Source organism: Endozoicomonas sp. ISHI1, from assembly GCF_024606225.1.
Lineage (GTDB): Bacteria > Pseudomonadota > Gammaproteobacteria > Pseudomonadales > Endozoicomonadaceae > Endozoicomonas_A.
In genome coordinates this window covers 121,316-139,129 of the sequence record NZ_JAGRPU010000014.1, presented here as the reverse complement: position 1 = coordinate 139,129, position 17,814 = coordinate 121,316, and the positions used below count along the sequence as shown (strand labels likewise).

Annotated in this window: 20 protein-coding genes; 10 read left to right on the top strand and 10 right to left on the bottom strand. The window is 46.3% G+C overall.

From position 1 onward, the window contains the following. Window positions 1–171: 171 nt before the first annotated feature. From KBW69_RS11065 to KBW69_RS11050, 4 genes are all read left to right on the top strand, one after another. Window positions 172–402 (top strand): hypothetical protein, encoded by a 231-nt coding sequence (locus KBW69_RS11065; protein WP_257254537.1) that lies wholly within the window; start codon window positions 172–174, stop codon window positions 400–402. Between the two features lie 90 nt (window positions 403–492). Then, window positions 493–1,257 carry a lipopolysaccharide kinase InaA family protein gene (locus KBW69_RS11060; RefSeq protein WP_257254538.1) on the top strand — a complete coding sequence of 255 codons (765 nt, stop codon included), beginning with the start codon at window positions 493–495 and terminating at the stop codon, window positions 1,255–1,257. Window position 1,258: 1 nt separating this feature from the next. Further along, entirely contained in the window at window positions 1,259–2,206 is a 948-nt protein-coding gene (locus KBW69_RS11055; RefSeq protein ID WP_257254539.1) for a lipopolysaccharide kinase InaA family protein, read from the top strand. Further along, window positions 2,203–3,129, top strand: coding sequence for a glycosyltransferase family A protein (locus KBW69_RS11050; RefSeq protein ID WP_257254540.1), 927 nt, complete (start codon window positions 2,203–2,205; stop codon window positions 3,127–3,129). Before KBW69_RS11055 ends, KBW69_RS11050 begins: the two co-directional genes overlap by 4 nt. A 407-nt stretch (window positions 3,130–3,536) precedes the next feature. Here KBW69_RS11050 and KBW69_RS11045 read toward each other — a convergent pair whose 3' ends face one another. Together KBW69_RS11045 and KBW69_RS11040 are read right to left on the bottom strand one after the other, a co-directional pair. Continuing rightward, the gene (locus KBW69_RS11045) at window positions 3,537–4,670 is read right to left on the bottom strand and encodes a glycosyltransferase (RefSeq protein WP_257280884.1); all 1,134 of its coding nucleotides are present in this window, start codon (window positions 4,668–4,670) and stop codon (window positions 3,537–3,539) included. A 37-nt stretch (window positions 4,671–4,707) separates the two neighbouring features. Beyond that, the gene (locus KBW69_RS11040) at window positions 4,708–5,559 is read right to left on the bottom strand and encodes a glycosyltransferase (protein ID WP_257280883.1); all 852 of its coding nucleotides are present in this window, start codon (window positions 5,557–5,559) and stop codon (window positions 4,708–4,710) included. Window positions 5,560–5,951: 392 nt separating this feature from the next. Between KBW69_RS11040 and KBW69_RS11035 the strand changes: the two genes are divergently transcribed. The 4 genes from KBW69_RS11035 to KBW69_RS11020 all read left to right on the top strand — a co-directional run bounded on the left by KBW69_RS11035 (window position 5,952) and on the right by KBW69_RS11020 (window position 8,813). Beyond that, window positions 5,952–6,965, top strand: coding sequence for an O-antigen ligase (locus KBW69_RS11035; RefSeq protein ID WP_257280882.1), 1,014 nt, complete (start codon window positions 5,952–5,954; stop codon window positions 6,963–6,965). Next, window positions 6,962–7,570, top strand: a complete 609-nt coding sequence (locus KBW69_RS11030) for a GDP-mannose 4,6-dehydratase (protein ID WP_257280881.1) — start codon at window positions 6,962–6,964, stop codon at window positions 7,568–7,570. Before KBW69_RS11035 ends, KBW69_RS11030 begins: the two co-directional genes overlap by 4 nt. Window positions 7,571–7,574: 4 nt before the next feature. Beyond that, window positions 7,575–8,441 carry a glucose-1-phosphate thymidylyltransferase RfbA gene (rfbA, locus tag KBW69_RS11025; RefSeq protein WP_257280880.1) on the top strand — a complete coding sequence of 289 codons (867 nt, stop codon included), beginning with the start codon at window positions 7,575–7,577 and terminating at the stop codon, window positions 8,439–8,441. A gap of 132 nt (window positions 8,442–8,573) precedes the next feature. Further along, complete coding sequence (locus tag KBW69_RS11020) at window positions 8,574–8,813, top strand: acyl carrier protein (protein WP_257255167.1); 240 nt, start codon at window positions 8,574–8,576, stop codon at window positions 8,811–8,813. 32 nt (window positions 8,814–8,845) lie between these two features. Here KBW69_RS11020 and KBW69_RS11015 read toward each other — a convergent pair whose 3' ends face one another. The 8 genes from KBW69_RS11015 to KBW69_RS10980 all read right to left on the bottom strand — a co-directional run bounded on the left by KBW69_RS11015 (window position 8,846) and on the right by KBW69_RS10980 (window position 16,369). Continuing rightward, window positions 8,846–9,139, bottom strand: a complete 294-nt coding sequence (locus KBW69_RS11015; protein ID WP_257255169.1) for an addiction module antidote protein — start codon at window positions 9,137–9,139, stop codon at window positions 8,846–8,848. After that, window positions 9,136–9,435: a type II toxin-antitoxin system RelE/ParE family toxin gene (locus KBW69_RS11010; RefSeq protein WP_257255170.1), complete on the bottom strand. Its 300-nt coding sequence runs from the start codon at window positions 9,433–9,435 to the stop codon at window positions 9,136–9,138. The genes KBW69_RS11015 and KBW69_RS11010 overlap by 4 nt, the downstream gene beginning before the upstream one ends. Before the next feature lie 308 nt (window positions 9,436–9,743). Further along, window positions 9,744–10,142: a type II toxin-antitoxin system VapC family toxin gene (locus KBW69_RS11005; protein ID WP_257280879.1), complete on the bottom strand. Its 399-nt coding sequence runs from the start codon at window positions 10,140–10,142 to the stop codon at window positions 9,744–9,746. Next, window positions 10,139–10,375 (bottom strand): type II toxin-antitoxin system Phd/YefM family antitoxin, encoded by a 237-nt coding sequence (locus tag KBW69_RS11000; protein ID WP_257280878.1) that lies wholly within the window; start codon window positions 10,373–10,375, stop codon window positions 10,139–10,141. Before KBW69_RS11000 ends, KBW69_RS11005 begins: the two co-directional genes overlap by 4 nt. Window positions 10,376–10,484: 109 nt before the next feature. Beyond that, the gene (locus tag KBW69_RS10995; protein ID WP_257280877.1) at window positions 10,485–11,711 is read right to left on the bottom strand and encodes a pyridoxal-dependent decarboxylase, exosortase A system-associated; all 1,227 of its coding nucleotides are present in this window, start codon (window positions 11,709–11,711) and stop codon (window positions 10,485–10,487) included. Continuing rightward, window positions 11,708–13,294 carry an acyl-CoA ligase (AMP-forming), exosortase A system-associated gene (locus KBW69_RS10990; protein WP_257280876.1) on the bottom strand — a complete coding sequence of 529 codons (1,587 nt, stop codon included), beginning with the start codon at window positions 13,292–13,294 and terminating at the stop codon, window positions 11,708–11,710. The genes KBW69_RS10995 and KBW69_RS10990 overlap by 4 nt, the downstream gene beginning before the upstream one ends. Before the next feature lie 136 nt (window positions 13,295–13,430). Beyond that, on the bottom strand, window positions 13,431–14,513 hold the full coding sequence (locus tag KBW69_RS10985; RefSeq protein ID WP_257255176.1) for a Fic/DOC family N-terminal domain-containing protein: 1,083 nt from the start codon (window positions 14,511–14,513) through the stop codon (window positions 13,431–13,433). Between the two features lie 176 nt (window positions 14,514–14,689). Next, entirely contained in the window at window positions 14,690–16,369 is a 1,680-nt protein-coding gene (locus tag KBW69_RS10980; protein WP_257280875.1) for an endonuclease/exonuclease/phosphatase family protein, read from the bottom strand. A 408-nt stretch (window positions 16,370–16,777) separates the two neighbouring features. Here KBW69_RS10980 and KBW69_RS10975 point away from each other — a divergent pair, with 408 nt between their 5' ends. Beyond that, window positions 16,778–17,416, top strand: coding sequence for a lipopolysaccharide kinase InaA family protein (locus KBW69_RS10975; RefSeq protein WP_257280874.1), 639 nt, complete (start codon window positions 16,778–16,780; stop codon window positions 17,414–17,416). 6 nt (window positions 17,417–17,422) lie between these two features. Next, window positions 17,423–17,719, top strand: a complete 297-nt coding sequence (locus KBW69_RS10970; RefSeq protein WP_257275372.1) for a hypothetical protein — start codon at window positions 17,423–17,425, stop codon at window positions 17,717–17,719. The last annotated feature ends 95 nt before the right edge of the window (window positions 17,720–17,814 follow it).

The following is a 17,814-nucleotide window of genomic DNA, read 5'->3' as shown; positions in this document are numbered from 1 at the left end:
TCATCTTCTGGATAATGGACTCTTTCATTTCTTTGGAGTAGCGAGTCATAACAGCCTCTTTTTGTATGCTCTCAATTATTGAGAGTCATGAATCAAAAGAGGCGACATCTATCCTGACACAGCGGGTAACCGCCACCTGACAAATGCAGTCAAAGGGACGGTGAAGAAGTTTTGCTACATGGTAAAAGAATTACATTCTTAGAAAATGATTCTAAAGATCAACAATATATCAGACAGGAATCTGAAGCAGATAAATTTGCACAGACAACATTAATTCTTGAAAGTGAATGCTCTGCTTTCTTGAAAGAAGGGGTTTTCACTAAAGCTGCTATCAGCCAACTCTCTCAAGCAATAGGCATGTTTCCCGGTATTATTTCCTGTCGTTATCACTACGATTCCTGATGTGAAAGACCGTCTGAAATACCCTCTGTAACCGAAATATCCAAGCTTTGAATTCATGAAGATTCCGCCCACTTATGGGCCACTTACAATATGCACATTCCTTTTTTGATGTCGTCCAGCTGGACACTGACGGAATCCTATAATGACACGCCGGTTGGCAATGCTGTCTCTACGCTCGAAAGCACTTTTGCCATGACAGGTGTTGAAATTACCCGGGATATCATCAGTTCCATGTGCCGTACCGAAATTGGTGGTAAAGGCTACTACCTGAAACGGTATACCGGAGGCGGGAAAAATCTTCGCCGGTACATTGGCAGAAGCCGTATCCGGGGGGAATGGGAAAGCATGCTGTTTTTCCGTGAACACGGTATTCCTGCCGCCAAAGTGGTCGCCTATGGGCAGGAAATTCAATGGGGCATTATGACGCGCGGCGCACTGGTGACCGAAGAGGCACCCAATACTCTGGATCTTCGCCAGATGGTCAGAGACAGTATTCATTGGCTGAAAGATCGGACCTGGATGGCCAAAGTTATTGAGCAGTTAGCTCCAGCGGTCAGAACCATGCATAACCAGAGCTTCATCCACACTGATCTCAAGTGGCGAAATATTCTGGTTTCACAGAATGAAAATCCTGAAATCTGTTTCATTGATTGTCCTGCTGGCCAGAAGGTTCTTCCCTTTTTCCTGGAGCGAGGGATTACCAAAGATCTGGCCTGCCTTGATAAGATGGGCAAGCAGCATCTTTCACGCACTCAACGGCTAAAGTTTTATCAACTCTATTGTGGAGGCCGACTCAAAGCGAGCGACAAGGTTCGAATCCGAAAAATCCTGAACTTTTTCGAAGGAAGGGAGTAATATGCCTGACCCATTCCTTCAGAAGTGGCATACACTGAGTTCTGATTCTCAAAAGTCTGAATTTATTTATCAGGCTCTGTTGGCTAATGAACGCCCTGAACATTTTGCACAACTACCACCCAAGTTTGATCGCCTTCTTGAGGCGCACAACGCTCCGCCAGAGCTATTGAACGAAGTACAGCGCATCCGCAAGCAGAAAGAATTAAAGCTACAAGAATGTCTGAAACCCAGGACAGGATTTAGTTATCAGAAGTCCTGGTTTCAATTGGCTATTACCGATCAGAGAGATGAATGCCCGGAGCTTTCAAACCTTCTTACTGAGCCCGACGCCTTTATCAGACAGGGACATATCATCAAGACAGGAAAAGCCACGACCGTTGCTGTTGCGACATCCGGTAAAAAACAGTATTTCATCAAAAGGTACAATTCCAGAGGCTTTCTCTACAGTCTGACTCGTAGCCTGATTCCCTCAAGAGCTGCGGTCACCTGGTATGCAGCCCAGCTGCTGGAAAGCATTGGTGTCCCGACAGCACGACCCGTTGCCTTGCTGGAGAAGCGCTGGGGGCCTTTGAAACAGACCAGCTTCGTTATTCATGAATATGTCGTAAGTATTCATGCTATGAAATATTTTGCTGAAGGCGCTGAGCCTCAGCCCGAGTGGCCCGTCGTTGCTAAGGAAATAGATGACATCCTTTACACCTTGAAGCGATCTCTGATTATTCATGGAGATTTGAAAGGACAGAATTTCATTATTCAGAACCACCGGCCTTTGTTGATAGATCTGGACTCTTTGGCCAGCTACCCGTGTTCGTCTACCTATCTAAGGCAATACCCTAAGGATCTTGCACGTTTCGCCCGGAACTGGAGAGATGAACCTCAAGCCAGTCCCTTCTTTACACCTGTTATCAACCAACTCAGCAAAGATATTGTTGATCCTTCTTCATTATGACTGCCCCTTTATTCAGTATTGTCATCCCCTGCTATAACTACGCCCATACTCTAAAACGCTCTGTAAAGTCAGTCTTAGCACAGAAATGCAAGGATTATGAGCTGCTGGTTATTAATGATGGCTCACAAGATGATACGGAAGTGGTCATCAGCGAGTTGACAGCACAATACCCAGGCACTTTTCGGGCCATTACTCAACCTAATAAAGGTTTAGCTGCTACCAGAAACCGCGGCGTTTTGGAGACTTCTGGTCAGTATTTAATGTTTCTTGATGCCGATGATGAGTTGGTCGAACATTCTCTTGGGAGTCTGAGTCAAGCCATTCATTCATACCCTGAGGTAAGTATGGTGATTGGCGCTCATATTTCTGTGGAACCTGATGGCAGGGAACGCTTCCGGCCCAGACCGAAAGTTCCCAACGATAATACAGCCCTATTCAAAATGTATCTTTTGAAGGATGAACTGCCTATTGCCAACGGTGCAACGGCCATGCACAGGGAGATCTTTGACGGGTATCAGTATCCTGTTCACTTTAGATGCGTTGAAGACATCCCCATGTTTGCTTATGTGCTGGCTAACTATCAATGCATCACACTCAACAAGCCTGTCGCCAAAATACATAAACACGATGACAGCATGAGAAACAACGTGAAGCTTGATCTATCTGTTGGTTTGGACCTCATCGATGAGGTCTTCAGCCCGACGAGACTTCCTTGCAAGTTTATGTCACTGAAGTCAAAGTATGAAACCAGACGACTGCTCTCTATTTTCAGATCTCTGTATGTTGCCGGTGAATACCAACACGCCTTGGAGTACTATTGCCAGGCAGTCAGGCAATCGCCTTCTACTTTCTTTAAATCCAGCTATTCTAGAAAAGCATTGAGGGCAATGCTATTCAGCTGGAGAAGATCATCAAAGCGTTAATAGAAAAATAACTCATTGGATCTGACCGCCTTTCGGAAAAACTCATCTTCAAAAAAATCTGGCTGATCACGTTTGATCAGAGCTTTTTGCAGACGCTTTCTTAGCCACGTTTTGAATCGGAGAGGTCTTCGCAAGTAATGGTTCATCTCTATGGCCATTATTTTATTTTTTTGCTCTGAGTCATTCAGGGTGTATGAGAATGCACCGGTCAGTTTCACTGCATCGCCGGTGACAGGGGGCAGAGATGCAATGGAACCTGAAGGGCCAAACGGGTGCACAGAGCCAGCTAGTGCATAGATACATACTTGCAGCTAATGCAACCAGCACTGCAACAATACCCAAAAGTTTCAGGGCTTCTGAATAATGATTTCATATTTCAATGTATCCAGTTTTTTTATTGTGTATAGCTAAGCTGTTCTGGTCAGCATCTCATCCATCAGATTGCGATAGGACTCTCGAAAATCATTAATATTATGTCTTGTGCAAAGCACCTCATAGAGATGGCGACCTTCCTCTGCCCTTGCAGCAGCTGGCAGTGAAAGATAATACTCCATGGCCTGAGCCAAACTCTCTGAATCACCCGCTTTACAAACCTGGCCCAGCCCTTCTATGTAAGGCTTTATGGTATCTATATCTGACCCAATGACAGGTAATGCTCCTGACATGCCTTCCAGTAACGCAAGGGGCAGACCTTCGGTGAAGGAAGGCAGAGTAAAGACATCAAACGCCTTAACATATTTAATAGCCTCTGCTCTTTTTCCCAGCAGAAAAACACTGTTTTGCAAACCAAGGTCACTGATCTTTTGCCTGAGGTTTTGCTCTTCTTCACCGTAACCAATGATGGCTACTGCTGCTGTCGGGTATTTCCTGTTAACCTGAGCCAGAGCATCAATCATTACAGCATGACCTTTGATCTCGACCAATCGACCTATTGTGCCAAAAATAAAGCGATCATCAGGCAGTCCCAGTTCCTGCCTCGCCTGCTCCTGGCTTAGCTGAATAGAAACGGCCTGCTCAATGTCAATAGCATTGCTGATCGCTGCCGTATTATTCTCATTTAAGCGATTTATAGTGCTCATAAGATAGTCCTGAACAGGCCTGGATACCCCTACAAAGCACCAGCGGTCATCAGCCAGCCTGTTAACCAGCTTTTGCCGATAAGAGCGGTCATAATCACCAAAACCATGGGCGATACTGATAAAAGCTTTTGTGTTCAGCTTCCTGGCCAGATTGAGCATGATGTGAGTCGGTTTGAAGCGATGGCAAATGATGCCATCAAAATGATGATCCCGACAAAATCGTAATACTTGTCGTATAGCAAACCAGCGTCGAATTCCTTTTAGCTGCTTGCTACTAAAATCAAAATAGACAGATTTACCGGCAGCACTGACAGGCTGCCCTGCTTCTGGCTTTCCTTTTAGAAAGGCTGTTGTAATTTCATATTGATCAGCTGGCAGTGCCTTGATGATTTGTTCTGCCAAGTCCGATGACATGACATTAAAACTGTTCTGAAGCTGTAAAATCTGCTTCTTGTTACTCACCGTAGGTACCTCTGGGCCGGGTAGCCTGACTGATAGGTTATTTTGCAAACAGAAGTTTAAAAATCCCCCTCAATGTCTTGGCTCGATAGGCATTGAGAGGAATCATTGAAAGAATCTTTTTGGCCAACGGCTTATCTGACTTTACTGCCATCAACAAATAACTGTGCAAAGTTCGCAGCCTCATCTGCTCATATTTGGGGTGATCTGAAAAGCACTTGTAGGTAGCCAGCACTGCATTCAACATCAACTCCAGATTCTTATAAGTATTGGTGTCGTGAATACGATAATAGGCAAGCACATCATTAAGCACACCTATCTGATAGCCCATTGAGGTAATCTTGAATTCAATGTAAAGGTCTTCTAGACGAATCTCAGGATCAAAGCCTCCCGCTTCAAGCAATACATCCTTGCGAAGCATAAGGGTAGGCGCAGGTACTCCTTTCTTGCGATTCCTGTAAATATCGTCAAATTCCAACACTCGCTCTGGATATATTTTTTGGGCTCTGTGGAGCTGCCCCTGTCCATCTATGCATAATATATTTCCTCCACTGATAGCCAGGTGAGGATTCTGTTTCATATAGGATACTTGTTTTTCGACTCTATCCAGCATCATGATATCGTCCGACCCAAAGGGAATGATAAACTCACCTGATGTCAGGACCAGGGCCCTGTTGAGAGTTTTTGCCAGTCCCATGTTTTCTTGTACAATAAACTGAAAATCATGCTTATCTTGTAAAGTCTGGATAATTTTGACACTTTCATCCGTCGAGCCATCATCAATCACGATCAGTTCATAATCTTGGAAGGTCTGCCGAACAACACTCTCAATGGATCGAGCTACGTATTGAGCATGATTAAAGGAGGCAATGATGACAGATACTGAAGGCATTTTCTGGTTAACTTAAAATTCGATGTATCATCATTGTATCATATTGTCTTACCTTCCATAGAATGACTATGTACAAAAGTACCTCTAAAACTTCTGGATAAACTTGGACCCTGCATTCATGTTCGAAGCTTACATTTTTTTACCTGTCACCCGATACTATACTTTCGCGCTTGTTTGAGTATTAACACCTTCTAATGACCGTTTCACGAATTGACAATAACCTAGTAAAGTTCATACTCCCACTCGGGCTGGCTGTCCAGATATCGGGCATTCACTGGCTTGGTCGAGGGGCGGATGTCAGCCAAACCTACACTTGGCTTCTGTTTCCAGCCCTAATTTGTTTCCTCCTCAACTTCAACCGATGGAAAGACTGGCGACCAGACAGGCAAGAAATGTGCATCGCTGGCTTTCTGCTTCTGGCTATTGCTTCTTGGTGGTGGGGTAGCTCCCAAAAGCCCTGGATTGATGTATTGAAAAAATGTCTATATATATCTATGTACCTTTATGCAATCGTCAGGCTCTCTCAAAAAGGGCACTTGCTTGAAAAAGCATTGCTTGCATCTGCCGCAATTGCCGTATTAGGTGCCGCTGTGGCACTGACCAATCAATATCTGATACAGGGTCATAGTTTCCAATATCGATCATACAGAATATTCAGCATGGGTATTGCCGGGCTGGGAGATTTTAACAACCCCATTCCCTCAGGTATTTATTTTGGCGCGATCGCAACATTGCTTTTTAGCTGGACCTGTACAACTCTGCTAAAGCCATGGCAATTGATTCTGTCCGCACTGGGTGTATGCACCCTACTTCTATATGTACTCATGACAGGCTCTCGAGGACCACAGCTGGCAACAGCCATAGCCTTGCTTTCGGCATGTTTGATCATCAGGAGCAAACAAACCAAATTTTTTCTGATGCTGGGTATCTTAATAGCCATCATCGGTATGTATCTTTTTCAGGATACATTTTTCGATATTAACAATGACTCCACTCTGAATGGCCGAGTGCCAATCTGGCTAGCCAGCCTGAAGCACATCTCGGAAAGTGTATGGCTCGGTCGTGGCGTGGATTATAAGATGACCATTCCCTGGAAAGGAACTTACTTTCTCTACGCTCATAATTACTACCTCCAATCCATAGTGAATTACGGACTTACGGGTTTTTCCTTGTTTGCTGGAATCGTTGGCTCAACCATCATACTTATCAAGAAACATTGGCAAAACAGGCTTGTAAAAGTCAGTTTCTTCCTTCTTGTTTATGGAATGAGTTGCATGTTGACAGAAGTATCACGCCTTATCATCATTCCAGATGAAGTCTGGCTGATTTTCTGGCTGCCAGTCGGTTTGGTGATTGGAGCAAAATACAAATCATACCCCTCTGAGGATAAGGCTTCAGGCAAATGAACATCGTGATCACCGGAGGTGCCGGTTTCATGGGTGAGGCACTGGTGAGATATATCATCAGCCAGACAGATCACCATGTCATCAACGTAGATAAACTTGCCTATGCTGTTACCCTTGACCCTTTGACCGAAACAATGGATCACCTCCGCCATCACTTTCAAAAGGTTGATATTTGCCACGCTCAAGCCATTGAAGAATTACTGGCTCACTATCAACCCGATGCTATTATGCATTTGGCTGCTGAAACTCACGTTGACTGCTCTATCGATGACTCTGCCGACTTTATTCAAAACAACATAGTAGGTGCATTCTCTCTACTGAAGTCAACCAGAAAAAATTGGCTCGGATTATCGATAGAATCCAGACAGAGGTTCAGGTTTAACCATATTTCTACTGACGAGGTTTATGGTGGTTTGGGTGAAACAGAAGTTCGCTACGCTATTGATGTCGGCAATATTGCCAGAGAACTGGGGTGGGTCCCGGAAGTGACCTTTGAGTCAGGCATCAAAAACACAACACTCTGGTATCTCGAGAATCACCCCTGGTGCCAAGCCGTCCAGTCCGGCAACTACCAGAGACAGCGCCTGAGTATAGAGAGCAAATAGTACTATGAAAGGGATTATTCTTGCCGGTGGGTCTGGCAAACGACTCTATCCAGTCACTCAAGCTGTATCCAAACAGTTAACCCCTGTGTATGACAAACCAATGATCTATTACCCACTCAGCACACTCATGCTGGCGGGCATCAGAGAGATTCTTGTCATAACGACACCTGAGGATCAAAAGCAATTCCAGCGTCTTCTTGGAAGCGGCCGACAGTGGGGATGCTCTATCCATTACGAGGTGCAACCTTCCCCAGATGGACTGGCACAAGCTTTTATCATTGGCTCGAGATTTCTTGGCAATGATCCTTGCGCACTGGTTCTGGGAGACAATCTGTTTTTCGGCGACAAGCTAGCCAGCATGATGCAGCAGGCGGTTCTTCGAAGCAATGACTGCGCCACCGTTTTTGCCTACCCTGTTCAAGACCCCAAACGCTATGGTGTCGTTGAATTTGACGATGATGGAACAGCAATATCAATCCAGGAAAAGCCCACTGCACCCAAGTCACGCCACGCTGTAACAGGGCTGTATTTTTACGATAACCAAGTCATTGATATTGCCAAAGAGGTTCGACCATCCGAAAGGGGTGAGCTGGAGATAACGACCGTCAATCAGATCTACCTTGAGCTGCGAAAACTTAAGGTTGAAGTGATGGGCAGAGGCATGGCCTGGCTGGATACAGGTACTCACGATGCACTTCTTGAAGCCAGCCACTTCGTACAAACAATAGAGAAACGTCAGGGCTTGAAAATTGCGGCTCTGGAAGAAATTGCCTGGAGGAATGGCTGGATTAATGACTTAGAGTTTCAAGAACTGGCAACAGGTCTCCTGAAGAGTGGTTATGGGCGCTATTTGCTGTCCTTGATGAACTGAGCAGAACGCAGCAAACACACCAACACCACCAGCTTGATACTAACCCTGAAACTCTATAGAGTTGCCCCTCTGATTTATTTGCACAGTCTGTTCAAGGGCCGGACTCCAGATCGGCAGTACCAGGAAACATAAATGGCACACATTGACGAACTCAAAACGATACTGGCGGAAGTGCTGGAGGTCGAGACCCAGACCTTTGACGAAGAGACCCAACTTCTGGGTGCTCTTCCTGAGTTTGACTCCATGGCCGTAGTGGGGGTGATTACCGCTATGGAAGAGTCTTTTGGCATCAACATAGCCGATGATGATATTGATGCGACCATCTTCGAAACAGTTGGTAGCTTGTTGAGCTATATTAACCGAGCTTCCTGAGTCGTTTTTTGTCCCGAAATCAGCCCAATGTGTCAGGCTTTTTGAGATTTTGGAGTGATGCCAAAACCCAGAGCCTGCATAACGCTCAGGATGGTTTTTAATGTTGGGTTTCCGTCTTCGCTAAATGAGCGATACAGTTGCTCACGGGAAAGGCCGGTTTGTCTGGCAACGTTGCTCATACCCTCAGCCCGGGCAACAACCCCCAGAGCCTTGGCAATATAAGAAGCGTCACCAGTCTCAAAAGCATCAGTAATAAACACCTCTCTGGCTTCCGGGCTGTACAGTGCTTCTGCGGGATCGTAATCGTATACGGGTTCAGTCATCATTTTTTCCTCCATTGTTTTGCCAGCTGTTTTGCAAGTTCTATATCTTTGCTCTGCGTGCTCTTGTTCCCTCCACACAGCAGAAGAATGATCTCGCCTCCTTGTTGGCGGAAGTACACTCGGTATCCGGGGCCATAATGAACTCTCAGCTCGCTGACCCCCTGACCAACTGGGGAAACATCACCAGGAAGGCCGTTAGCCAAGCGAAATATTCGAGCTGCTATGGTGGCTTTTGCCCGGGCATCCTTTAACTTGCGCTCCCAATTACGATAGGTTTCAGTTTCTCTAATGGTGATCATATAATAAATTGTAGTTTATAAACTACGAAATAAAAAGGCTATATGTTGTGGCCAACAGCCAAGCTGTTATGTCCCATAACGTTCGCCCTGAGCAACAAAAACAGCACTACAGGGTGTCGCCAACACCACTAAACCTGAGTAACTGGCATTCACTTTGTCTGCCGAAATACTGCCTCTGTACTGCTTCTGCTGAGAAAAAAATTTCAAACGAGACAGCAACAATCGTTTTCCCGCGAGCCACCGCTCATCGGCCTGTAATGCCCTGACACTCATTGCTTTACAGATAGGCCAACATAACTGGCTGGCAATCACCACAATGTCTTCAATTCTCTTACCGCAGTAAGTTTACTATCACATGTTACCAAATATGCCTGGTAGTAGATCGCGGTGGCACCAATGAAACGATCAGCAGGATCCTTATGGCTAAAACAAGAGCTGATAGAGAGTTTTGCAATCTCTGGTGATATAGGAAGTACAGTAAGCCTGTTAGCACTAATAACATCTTTAAGAAAGCTACTAATATCCACACTAAGGGTCAAACGCTTTTTTGCTAACAGCATAGAAATTTCCCACATAGAAATATCACAGCATGCGAGTTCGAGTTCGCCTTTCTCTCTTCCTGCTTCGAGAGTTTTGTGCGCTTTAGCTGACAATTTGTCTGGGGCGATAGCATCAAATATCAGCACATGCGTATCCAGGATGATCACTTCTCGGCATCCCAGCTTTCGCCGAGCGATGAAATAACATCTCCTATCTGGCATTGAGAAGCCATTTTGTTTAGCCTGTTTCTGGCCTCACTCTCCCCATCTGGCTCAGGGATAATACGTGCGATAATTTTACCATGTCTGGATAGGGCCAAGCTTTCTCCATTGCTGACCCGTGCAAGCCAGACCTGCAAGTTTTCTCGAAAGTCAGATACTTTCACCTGAACAGTTTCCATACTCTCTCACCCGTTTTATTCGTATGTAAAGATTCGTACAATAATGCGTACAAAATGTGTAGACCATAGCCATTACCTTCGCAAACCTGTCGATACCGACTGACCTGTCTCAAACCAGAAGCTCTTTCACTTCAGGATGACTCAGGAACTTCTGCGGACTGGCCGTAGCTCCGTAAGCACCCGACTGAAACACAACAACCAGATCACCCACATCTGCCACAGGCAACTCCAGCTTGGCCCCAACAATATCCAGGGGGGTGCATAATGGTCCAACGATCTCAACGGTTTCTTTCTCTTCCGATGCGATGCGATTAGCAATCAGAACAGGGTAGTTTTTACGGATAACCTGCCCAAAATTTCCCGAGTTTGACAGGTGATGATGCAGCCCGCCATCGGTCATCAGGAAAGTCTGACCTCTGGATGCTTTTTTATCCGTAACCTGGCAGAAGTAGTAACCCGCTTCTGCGACCAGGTATCGACCTAACTCCATAACCAGCTCAGCATTTTTTAATCGGCCCGTACGAGCCTCCATCAGCTTTTGAAGATGTTCAGCAATGGGGATAATTTCCAGTGCCTGCTCACCCGGAAAATAAGGAATCCCCAGACCACCACCAATGTTGATATGCCGAACCGGGACAGGAGCCAACTCACAGAGTCGTGCAGCCAGCTCAAATGTTTTCCCATGAGCATCAATCAACGCATCTGCATTCAGATTCTGTGATCCGGAAAAAATATGAAAACCATAGAAGTCCACTTTTCCGGTATCCAGCTCAGATAACATTTCAGGCATTAATTCAGCATCAATACCAAACTGCTTTGGGCCGCCAGCCATTTTCATGCCAGACGACTTAAGCTCAAAGTCTGGATTGACGCGAAAAGCTACTTTGGGCTTCAACTGCAGTTCAGAGGAAAGCTGATAAAGCCTTTCCAGTTCCAGGCTGGATTCGACATTAATCACTATGCTCGCAGCGACAGCCGCCCTGAGTTCTTCTACTTTTTTTGCTGGCCCGGCAAAGCTAATCGATTCAGGATCAACACCCGAACCGATAGCAACCATCATCTCCCTCTGGGAGGCCACATCCAGGCCATCCACCAGACCTGCCATATGATGAACAACGGCGGGCATTGGGTTGGCTTTGATCGCATAATGCATCTTTAAGTCAGAAGGCATCACCGTACGCAGAGACCGAACACGCTCAGTGAGAGACTTTCTGTCGTATATGTAACAAGGTGTTCCGCCCGCCATGGCAACCAGCTGATCAGCAGGACGACCTGCGACCTGAAGACGATTATTCTTAACTGAAATTCTCTGCAGACGATCGTGCTGCTTGCTCATTTATTTTCTCCGGATACAAACAGATTTTCGTACTCTGCAGCTAAGGTTTTTCGGTCAATTTTGCCGTTTGGATTTCTGGCTAAAGCACTTTGAGTAATCACCCGCAAAGGCACCATGTAGGTTGGCACGTGTTTTTGGAAATGTTTGATAACCGCTTTCTCTTCAACAGGCCCATCTGTCGCAGATACCACGACTAGCACGATAGCCTGACCCAGCCGGTGATGGGAAACACCAATAGCCGCTGCTTCAGCCACCATCCCGGATGTGTACATTAGCTCCTCAAGCTCACTGGGACTCACCCGGTAGCCCGACGTCTTGATCATGTCATCCTTGCGGCCAACAAAATGCAAATAACCGTCTTCATCCCGGGTGACAATATCACCCGACCAGACAGCCAGCTCAGGGGTTGGGATTTCCTGAATAGACAAAGGTACAGGTTTGAAACGCTCTCTGGTTCGTTCAGGGTCATTCCAATAACCGAGCGCCACCAGACTTCCCCGGTGAACCAGCTCACCCGGCTCATGGGGTTTACAGGGTAGCCCACTCTCATTGATGACCAGTAATTCAGCATTGGGAATAGCCCTGCCCATAGAACCTGGACGATGATCCACGTCTTCAGGTGGCAAATAGCTCGATCGAAAAGCTTCCGTCAAGCCATACATTAAATAAGGTGAAGCCTGTGGCATTTTATTTCTAAGCGCATCCAGTATTGACGATGGCATAGCCCCACCCGAATTCGTGAAATACCTCAGACTCACTGCCGCTTCTTCAGGCCAGCTCATTTCAGAAAGCTGCACCCAAAGAGGAGGCACCAGAGCCAGGCCGGTAATCTTCTGCTGAGCCACCTGTTTGATGATATCTCCGGGCAGCAGATACTCCAGCAGGTAGCAGCTGGCACCGGAGGCAAAGGCAGTGGTTAATTGGCTGAAACCATAGTCAAAACTAAATGGCAGTACACATAAAAGTCGATCCTGATCGGTATTCCCGAGATATTCAGAGACACTATACGCCCCGGCCACCATATTACGATGAGAAAGCACGACCCCCTTGGGCTTACCGGTACTTCCGGAGGTGTAGAGAATGGCCGCCATATCCATATCAATAGTGAGCGGTTGAGACCACGTGCCCTCTTCCTTCAGGAAGTCTGGCCAGGCAATAACCCGAACACGACTTTCTTCCTCAGAGAACCCATCCACCAGAATGACATGACTCAGATCGTGGCAATCAGTCAGGCTGGCCTCCATCTGCCTGAAGCGAGCCTTATTCGTGATCAGAACTCTGGCTTTACAATCCGTCAGAATATGCCGCACCTGAGGCGCTTTTAACACAGGATTGACCGGAACCATGACCCCACCGGCTGCCGTTGCTCCAAAATAACTGAAAACAGCCTCAGCGGTTTTTGGCAGATAAACAGCCACCCTCTCATGTCTGGATAGTCCCAGTCTCTGCAAGCCTGAGGCTACACTTTTTACGTGCAAGGCAACCGAAGCATAATCATACCACTGAGATTTCACCCCCAGAGCCTCATGCAGAGGTGCTTTTTCAGCCTGATCAAAGAGTAATTGATGTAACAGCTGGCTCATTCAGGAATCCGTAATACCTTTTCTGATCAGCTATTGTAACAAACAAGGATTTTGAAAAGCACGATGCAGAAAAGTAACCTTCGGCAACCGATCTGAGAGCTTGTCTCTATAGCTGACTTTCCCAAATCGATAATGATCACTGACCAATATTCAGGAACAAGTCAACCAGAGGCTCGTTAATATAATAATTGCTTCGCCCCATTTTCTGCTTAAGCAAAAAGCCCTTGCTGCACAGCTGATTCAGGTATTTGGTGGCGGTCAGTCGGCTAACATTCAGCTCTTTTTCAATAAACTCGATTTTCGTGTAAGGATGGCAGAACAAATGATTGAGCAGATCCTGACTGTAAATTTTAGGTAGTTCTTCACGCATTCTATGCTTTACAGCCTGCATCCGGGTTTTTATTTCATCAATCAGGGTTGTGGTCTCTTTTGACGTTTCTGATACGGCTTCAAGCATGAACAGTAACCAGCCTTCCCAATCCTGAAGGTCTCTCACTGCCTGTAACCGTGAGTAGTACTGAGCCTTGTTTCGAATAATATAACGGCTTAAATAGAGCACTGGCAGGTCCAGCAACTGCTGAGTGACCAGATAAAGTATATTGATGATTCGACCTGTTCGGCCATTCCCATCGTAAAATGGGTGAATACTTTCAAACTGGAAGTGAATAACCGCCATTTTCACCAACGGATCATTGTCTGAAAGCCCATGATCATTGAGATAAGCCACCAGGTTTGTCATAAGTGACTCAACCCTTTCCGGGTTTTGAGGAGGGGTATAAATAACTTCACCCGTGGAGGTGTTTTTTAGCTCGGTACCGGGCAATTTGCGTAAGCCTGCCCGGTTTTCTTCCAGTGTTTGCTGAATATCGAGAATATCCTGAAAGCGAAGCATTCCTGTTTTTCTGACGGTATCGAAGCCACGGCTCAGTGCCCTGGAGTAGCTTTTAACTTCTTTGGTTGCCGGGCTGTAGGGTAGCACTGTCAGGTTGTTTTTAAACAGTTCATCATGAGTTGTGACAATATTCTCCACCTCTGAGCTGTCTTTGGCTTCCTGAAGCGTCAGGGTGCTGATCAAAATGGTTTCGTTGGGAATAGAGCGTACTACTCCTTTAAGTTCTGCCAGATGCCGGTGGGCTAAAGCCAGTTTTTTTAATACTCGCCGTGTTTCCAGCTCATTTTCCCGGGGCAGGGGTAGATCAGTTGGTTGGTAAGGGGTCACAGTGACTCACAACATGTATAGGAAAGTGCCATTTTCTATACAGGTTATCAGAACATGTATAGAAAACCGATATTTACTATACACATTCGTTGAATCCATATAGAGGAACAGCACTTCTCATTATGTCATAAAATAAATGACAATAGCGTAAACAACCGCATTACAGAAATTACAGTTTACCCGATGTTCGACCCAGGCGTTCCGGAAACAGGATTCATGCTTTGCCTGACCATTTTTTCAAGCCGGTTAAGCTCACTCACAATATCAGGTTCCCCTTTATTCTGATCCCTGAGTTCAGCAATTTTATGGAAGGGATTGACGCCTGCGAACTGCGGATCAACCAGATTCTCGCTGATCTGATTACCGGACTGATGGCCATAGGCAAGCTTCAGTTTATTAACCAGTTCCCTGACCTTCGGGGCCTTATAATCCTCCAGCTCCAAGCCAGCAATGACAGCAGAAAATCCTTCCGCTTCCCGATAGATAACCGACACCGGCAAATGGTCAGATAACCCGCTTTCCAGATCATTATTAACATCGAGCCCCAGTTGACGTATTTCTGTATGGGATGCCCATTTTTTTTCAGTGTCCCCATGAACCATCTGGAAGTCATAAATACACTGCCTTGCCACCTCGGGATGATCTTTCCAACGCCTGCTACCCCATGGTTGATGCATTCTGTTCCCGGCGCCAAGATACCATGTTCCATCGGGCTCCCGACGATCTTCCGGCTCGATGGTTGCCTGGTCGCTGTTGACAAAAAATGACTCACTGCGGTCAACCAGCCGGGTATCATTTTCTTCATCATGGGTATCGTAGTAACTGTTAGAGAAACCTGTTCCCAGTGCCATCATGGCATTTTCGAACTCTGAGTTTTTACTCACCCTACCCTGCTCGTCTGACCGGGCACTGTTCAGATCTCCCATCAGGAAGGTGCCATGGTGGTGTATGTTATTACGCCTGTCGTTATTGCTATCCTCCTGAACCCAAGCTCTTATCTGAAGCAGCTCGTTATAGCGAATCGCCTCATAGGTTTGACCATCCTTGGCCTGAAGGTGGGTATTATAAACAACGGCCGTTTTATCGTTGCCGAGATCCAGCACGATCCGCAGCAAGCCTTTATTGGCCAGCTGGTCTTCTGCTGCCAGATCAGAGAAAGGCCGGAATGTTGCCTCCTTTACGGGATATTTGCTGGCAATGGCCAGACCACTGCTCAATCCGGTTTCCCGGGGCGCAACACTGTGAACAATATGGTGGTAGTGGCCACTGAGATCCTTACAGAGCTGCTTCGTCGCCTGCTGGTCAAACGCCTCCTGGAAGCAGACAACATCCGGAGTAGCATCAGGATTTCGGGTTAATGCTTCGGCAATCTCATGACTACGCTGCTGTGATGAGCGCAGGTCGTTCAGGTTACGGATAAACGACGGCATCAGGCCAGTGTTATAGGTCATCAAATGCAGGCCCCGCTCAGGATTATAAATTGCGGGTGGAACTGAAGACTGAATCAGGGAAATTTCGTTCCTGAACAGATTGCCGATCATGCGCAGGGAGAACCCCAATGCTCCCAATGCCAATGAGGGTACCAGAAATAGCGTAACGGCAGTCGCCCGGGCTACCTTCCTGGCCCACAGTGGTACATTTTGCTTCCGTTTCTCACCTTCGGCAGGCGTGTTGCTTTTGCCTGGCCGGTCATGGGCGAACAGCTTTGTTGCCGAATTGGCGACCAGTGAAACCGGTCGGGACAGAAACCGACCAACGTAGTGGCAACCACGACCAAAGCGGTTGTGAGAATAAACATAGTCATTATCTCTGGGCAGATAATGGGTCTGTGCTTTAGATGGTTGAACTGCAGGCATACAGTTTCCTCTGGTTTGTCTGCTGCTTATATCGGCATCGACAATTACTCTTATCACTTAAAGGCTTTCGCACCGTTTTTTTCTGTGAGCTGCTTGCGCCAACTAAAAAATGCCACTCCCGGGTATTTTTTAAACCAGAGACAATGAGACGGGAATTACATGACGATCAGCACTGATTTTTGCGACTGGGTTGTGACTTGAATATGATCCGGCCCAGCGGAAGCTGCAGAATAAATCACTCCTCAGATCAATGATCTATCTGTTATACTCTCGCTCCATCAGATTGTCTGAGCCAGTGAGCAAAAAAACCGTTCTATGCAGCCTGACTTTGAGCACGATGTTTCCCAACTTGAAAACAATATCCTTCCTGACAACTGGGAGTGGATCAGCTGTTCCAAACAGGCCAGAATGGCACGCTATATCGGCACTCCTGGCTGCTACTTCAAAGAGTTCATACCCAAGAGCAACCTGGAAATTCTTAAGTCCAAAATCAGGGGCACTCGTTGTGAAGTTTGGGTGAAACAGGCCAGAATTGCAGTGGATGCGGGGTTTGAAATTCCGGAAATATTGGCATCCGGAGTGCTCAAAAATAAGAATCACTACTTAATTACTGCAGCGGGTCCTAATGGCTCTGCCTCTGAATATCTGGTCAAAAAACCTGAAAATGATGAGCCCATGCGTCAAGCATGGATCAAGGCTTTTGGCCACTATATTGGTCAGATGCACAAAGCAGGTATTGTTCATGGAGACCTGCGCGCAGGCAATATTTTGATGGAACCGAGCCTGCCTCCACGTTTCGTTATGATCGATATTGAACGCAACAGTTTCCACTCAGAAGTGCCTCTTTCACTGGTGAAAAAGAATCTGGTCCAGTTGATTAAGAGAATATCCTTCAAACATTTTACCGCTAAGGATAGAGTGCTTTTTTTCAGGCACTATAACCTTGCTTATAAGCGATTTGATAAAAAGGCTCAGAAGGCACTCGCCTTTGAAGTGATCAGGCTTGTGAAAAAACAAAATCTTTGGGGCGGTGGCAGGAATGCATAGAAGTATATGCCTTCCGTCCTTGAGAAACTGGTTTATCATTCTGACTGTTACTTTGGAGCCTGTGTTAACTCCACTTTGAAATGCAATAACTCCGGCCAAACCAAGCCGGAGAATCCCCTGGATCTTGCTATTCCAGATCGCTCGACAATCGTGAACCTTCGTCATCTGTCTAGAAAGCATCATCTCGAACAAAACATCTACGCACACATGCAAGTAAAAACACCAAAAACCAAAGATAATACCGACGACTCTGGCATTGTTTACACAGCCTCTACCAATCGAAATTACATTAATACCTATTGAAGCCAAAAATGCAGCATATATAATTCTGCCATGGCATCTCGTGCGGTAGCCACGTCGAAATTCCGAAAAAACCAGACGAAATCACGGAGAAATCA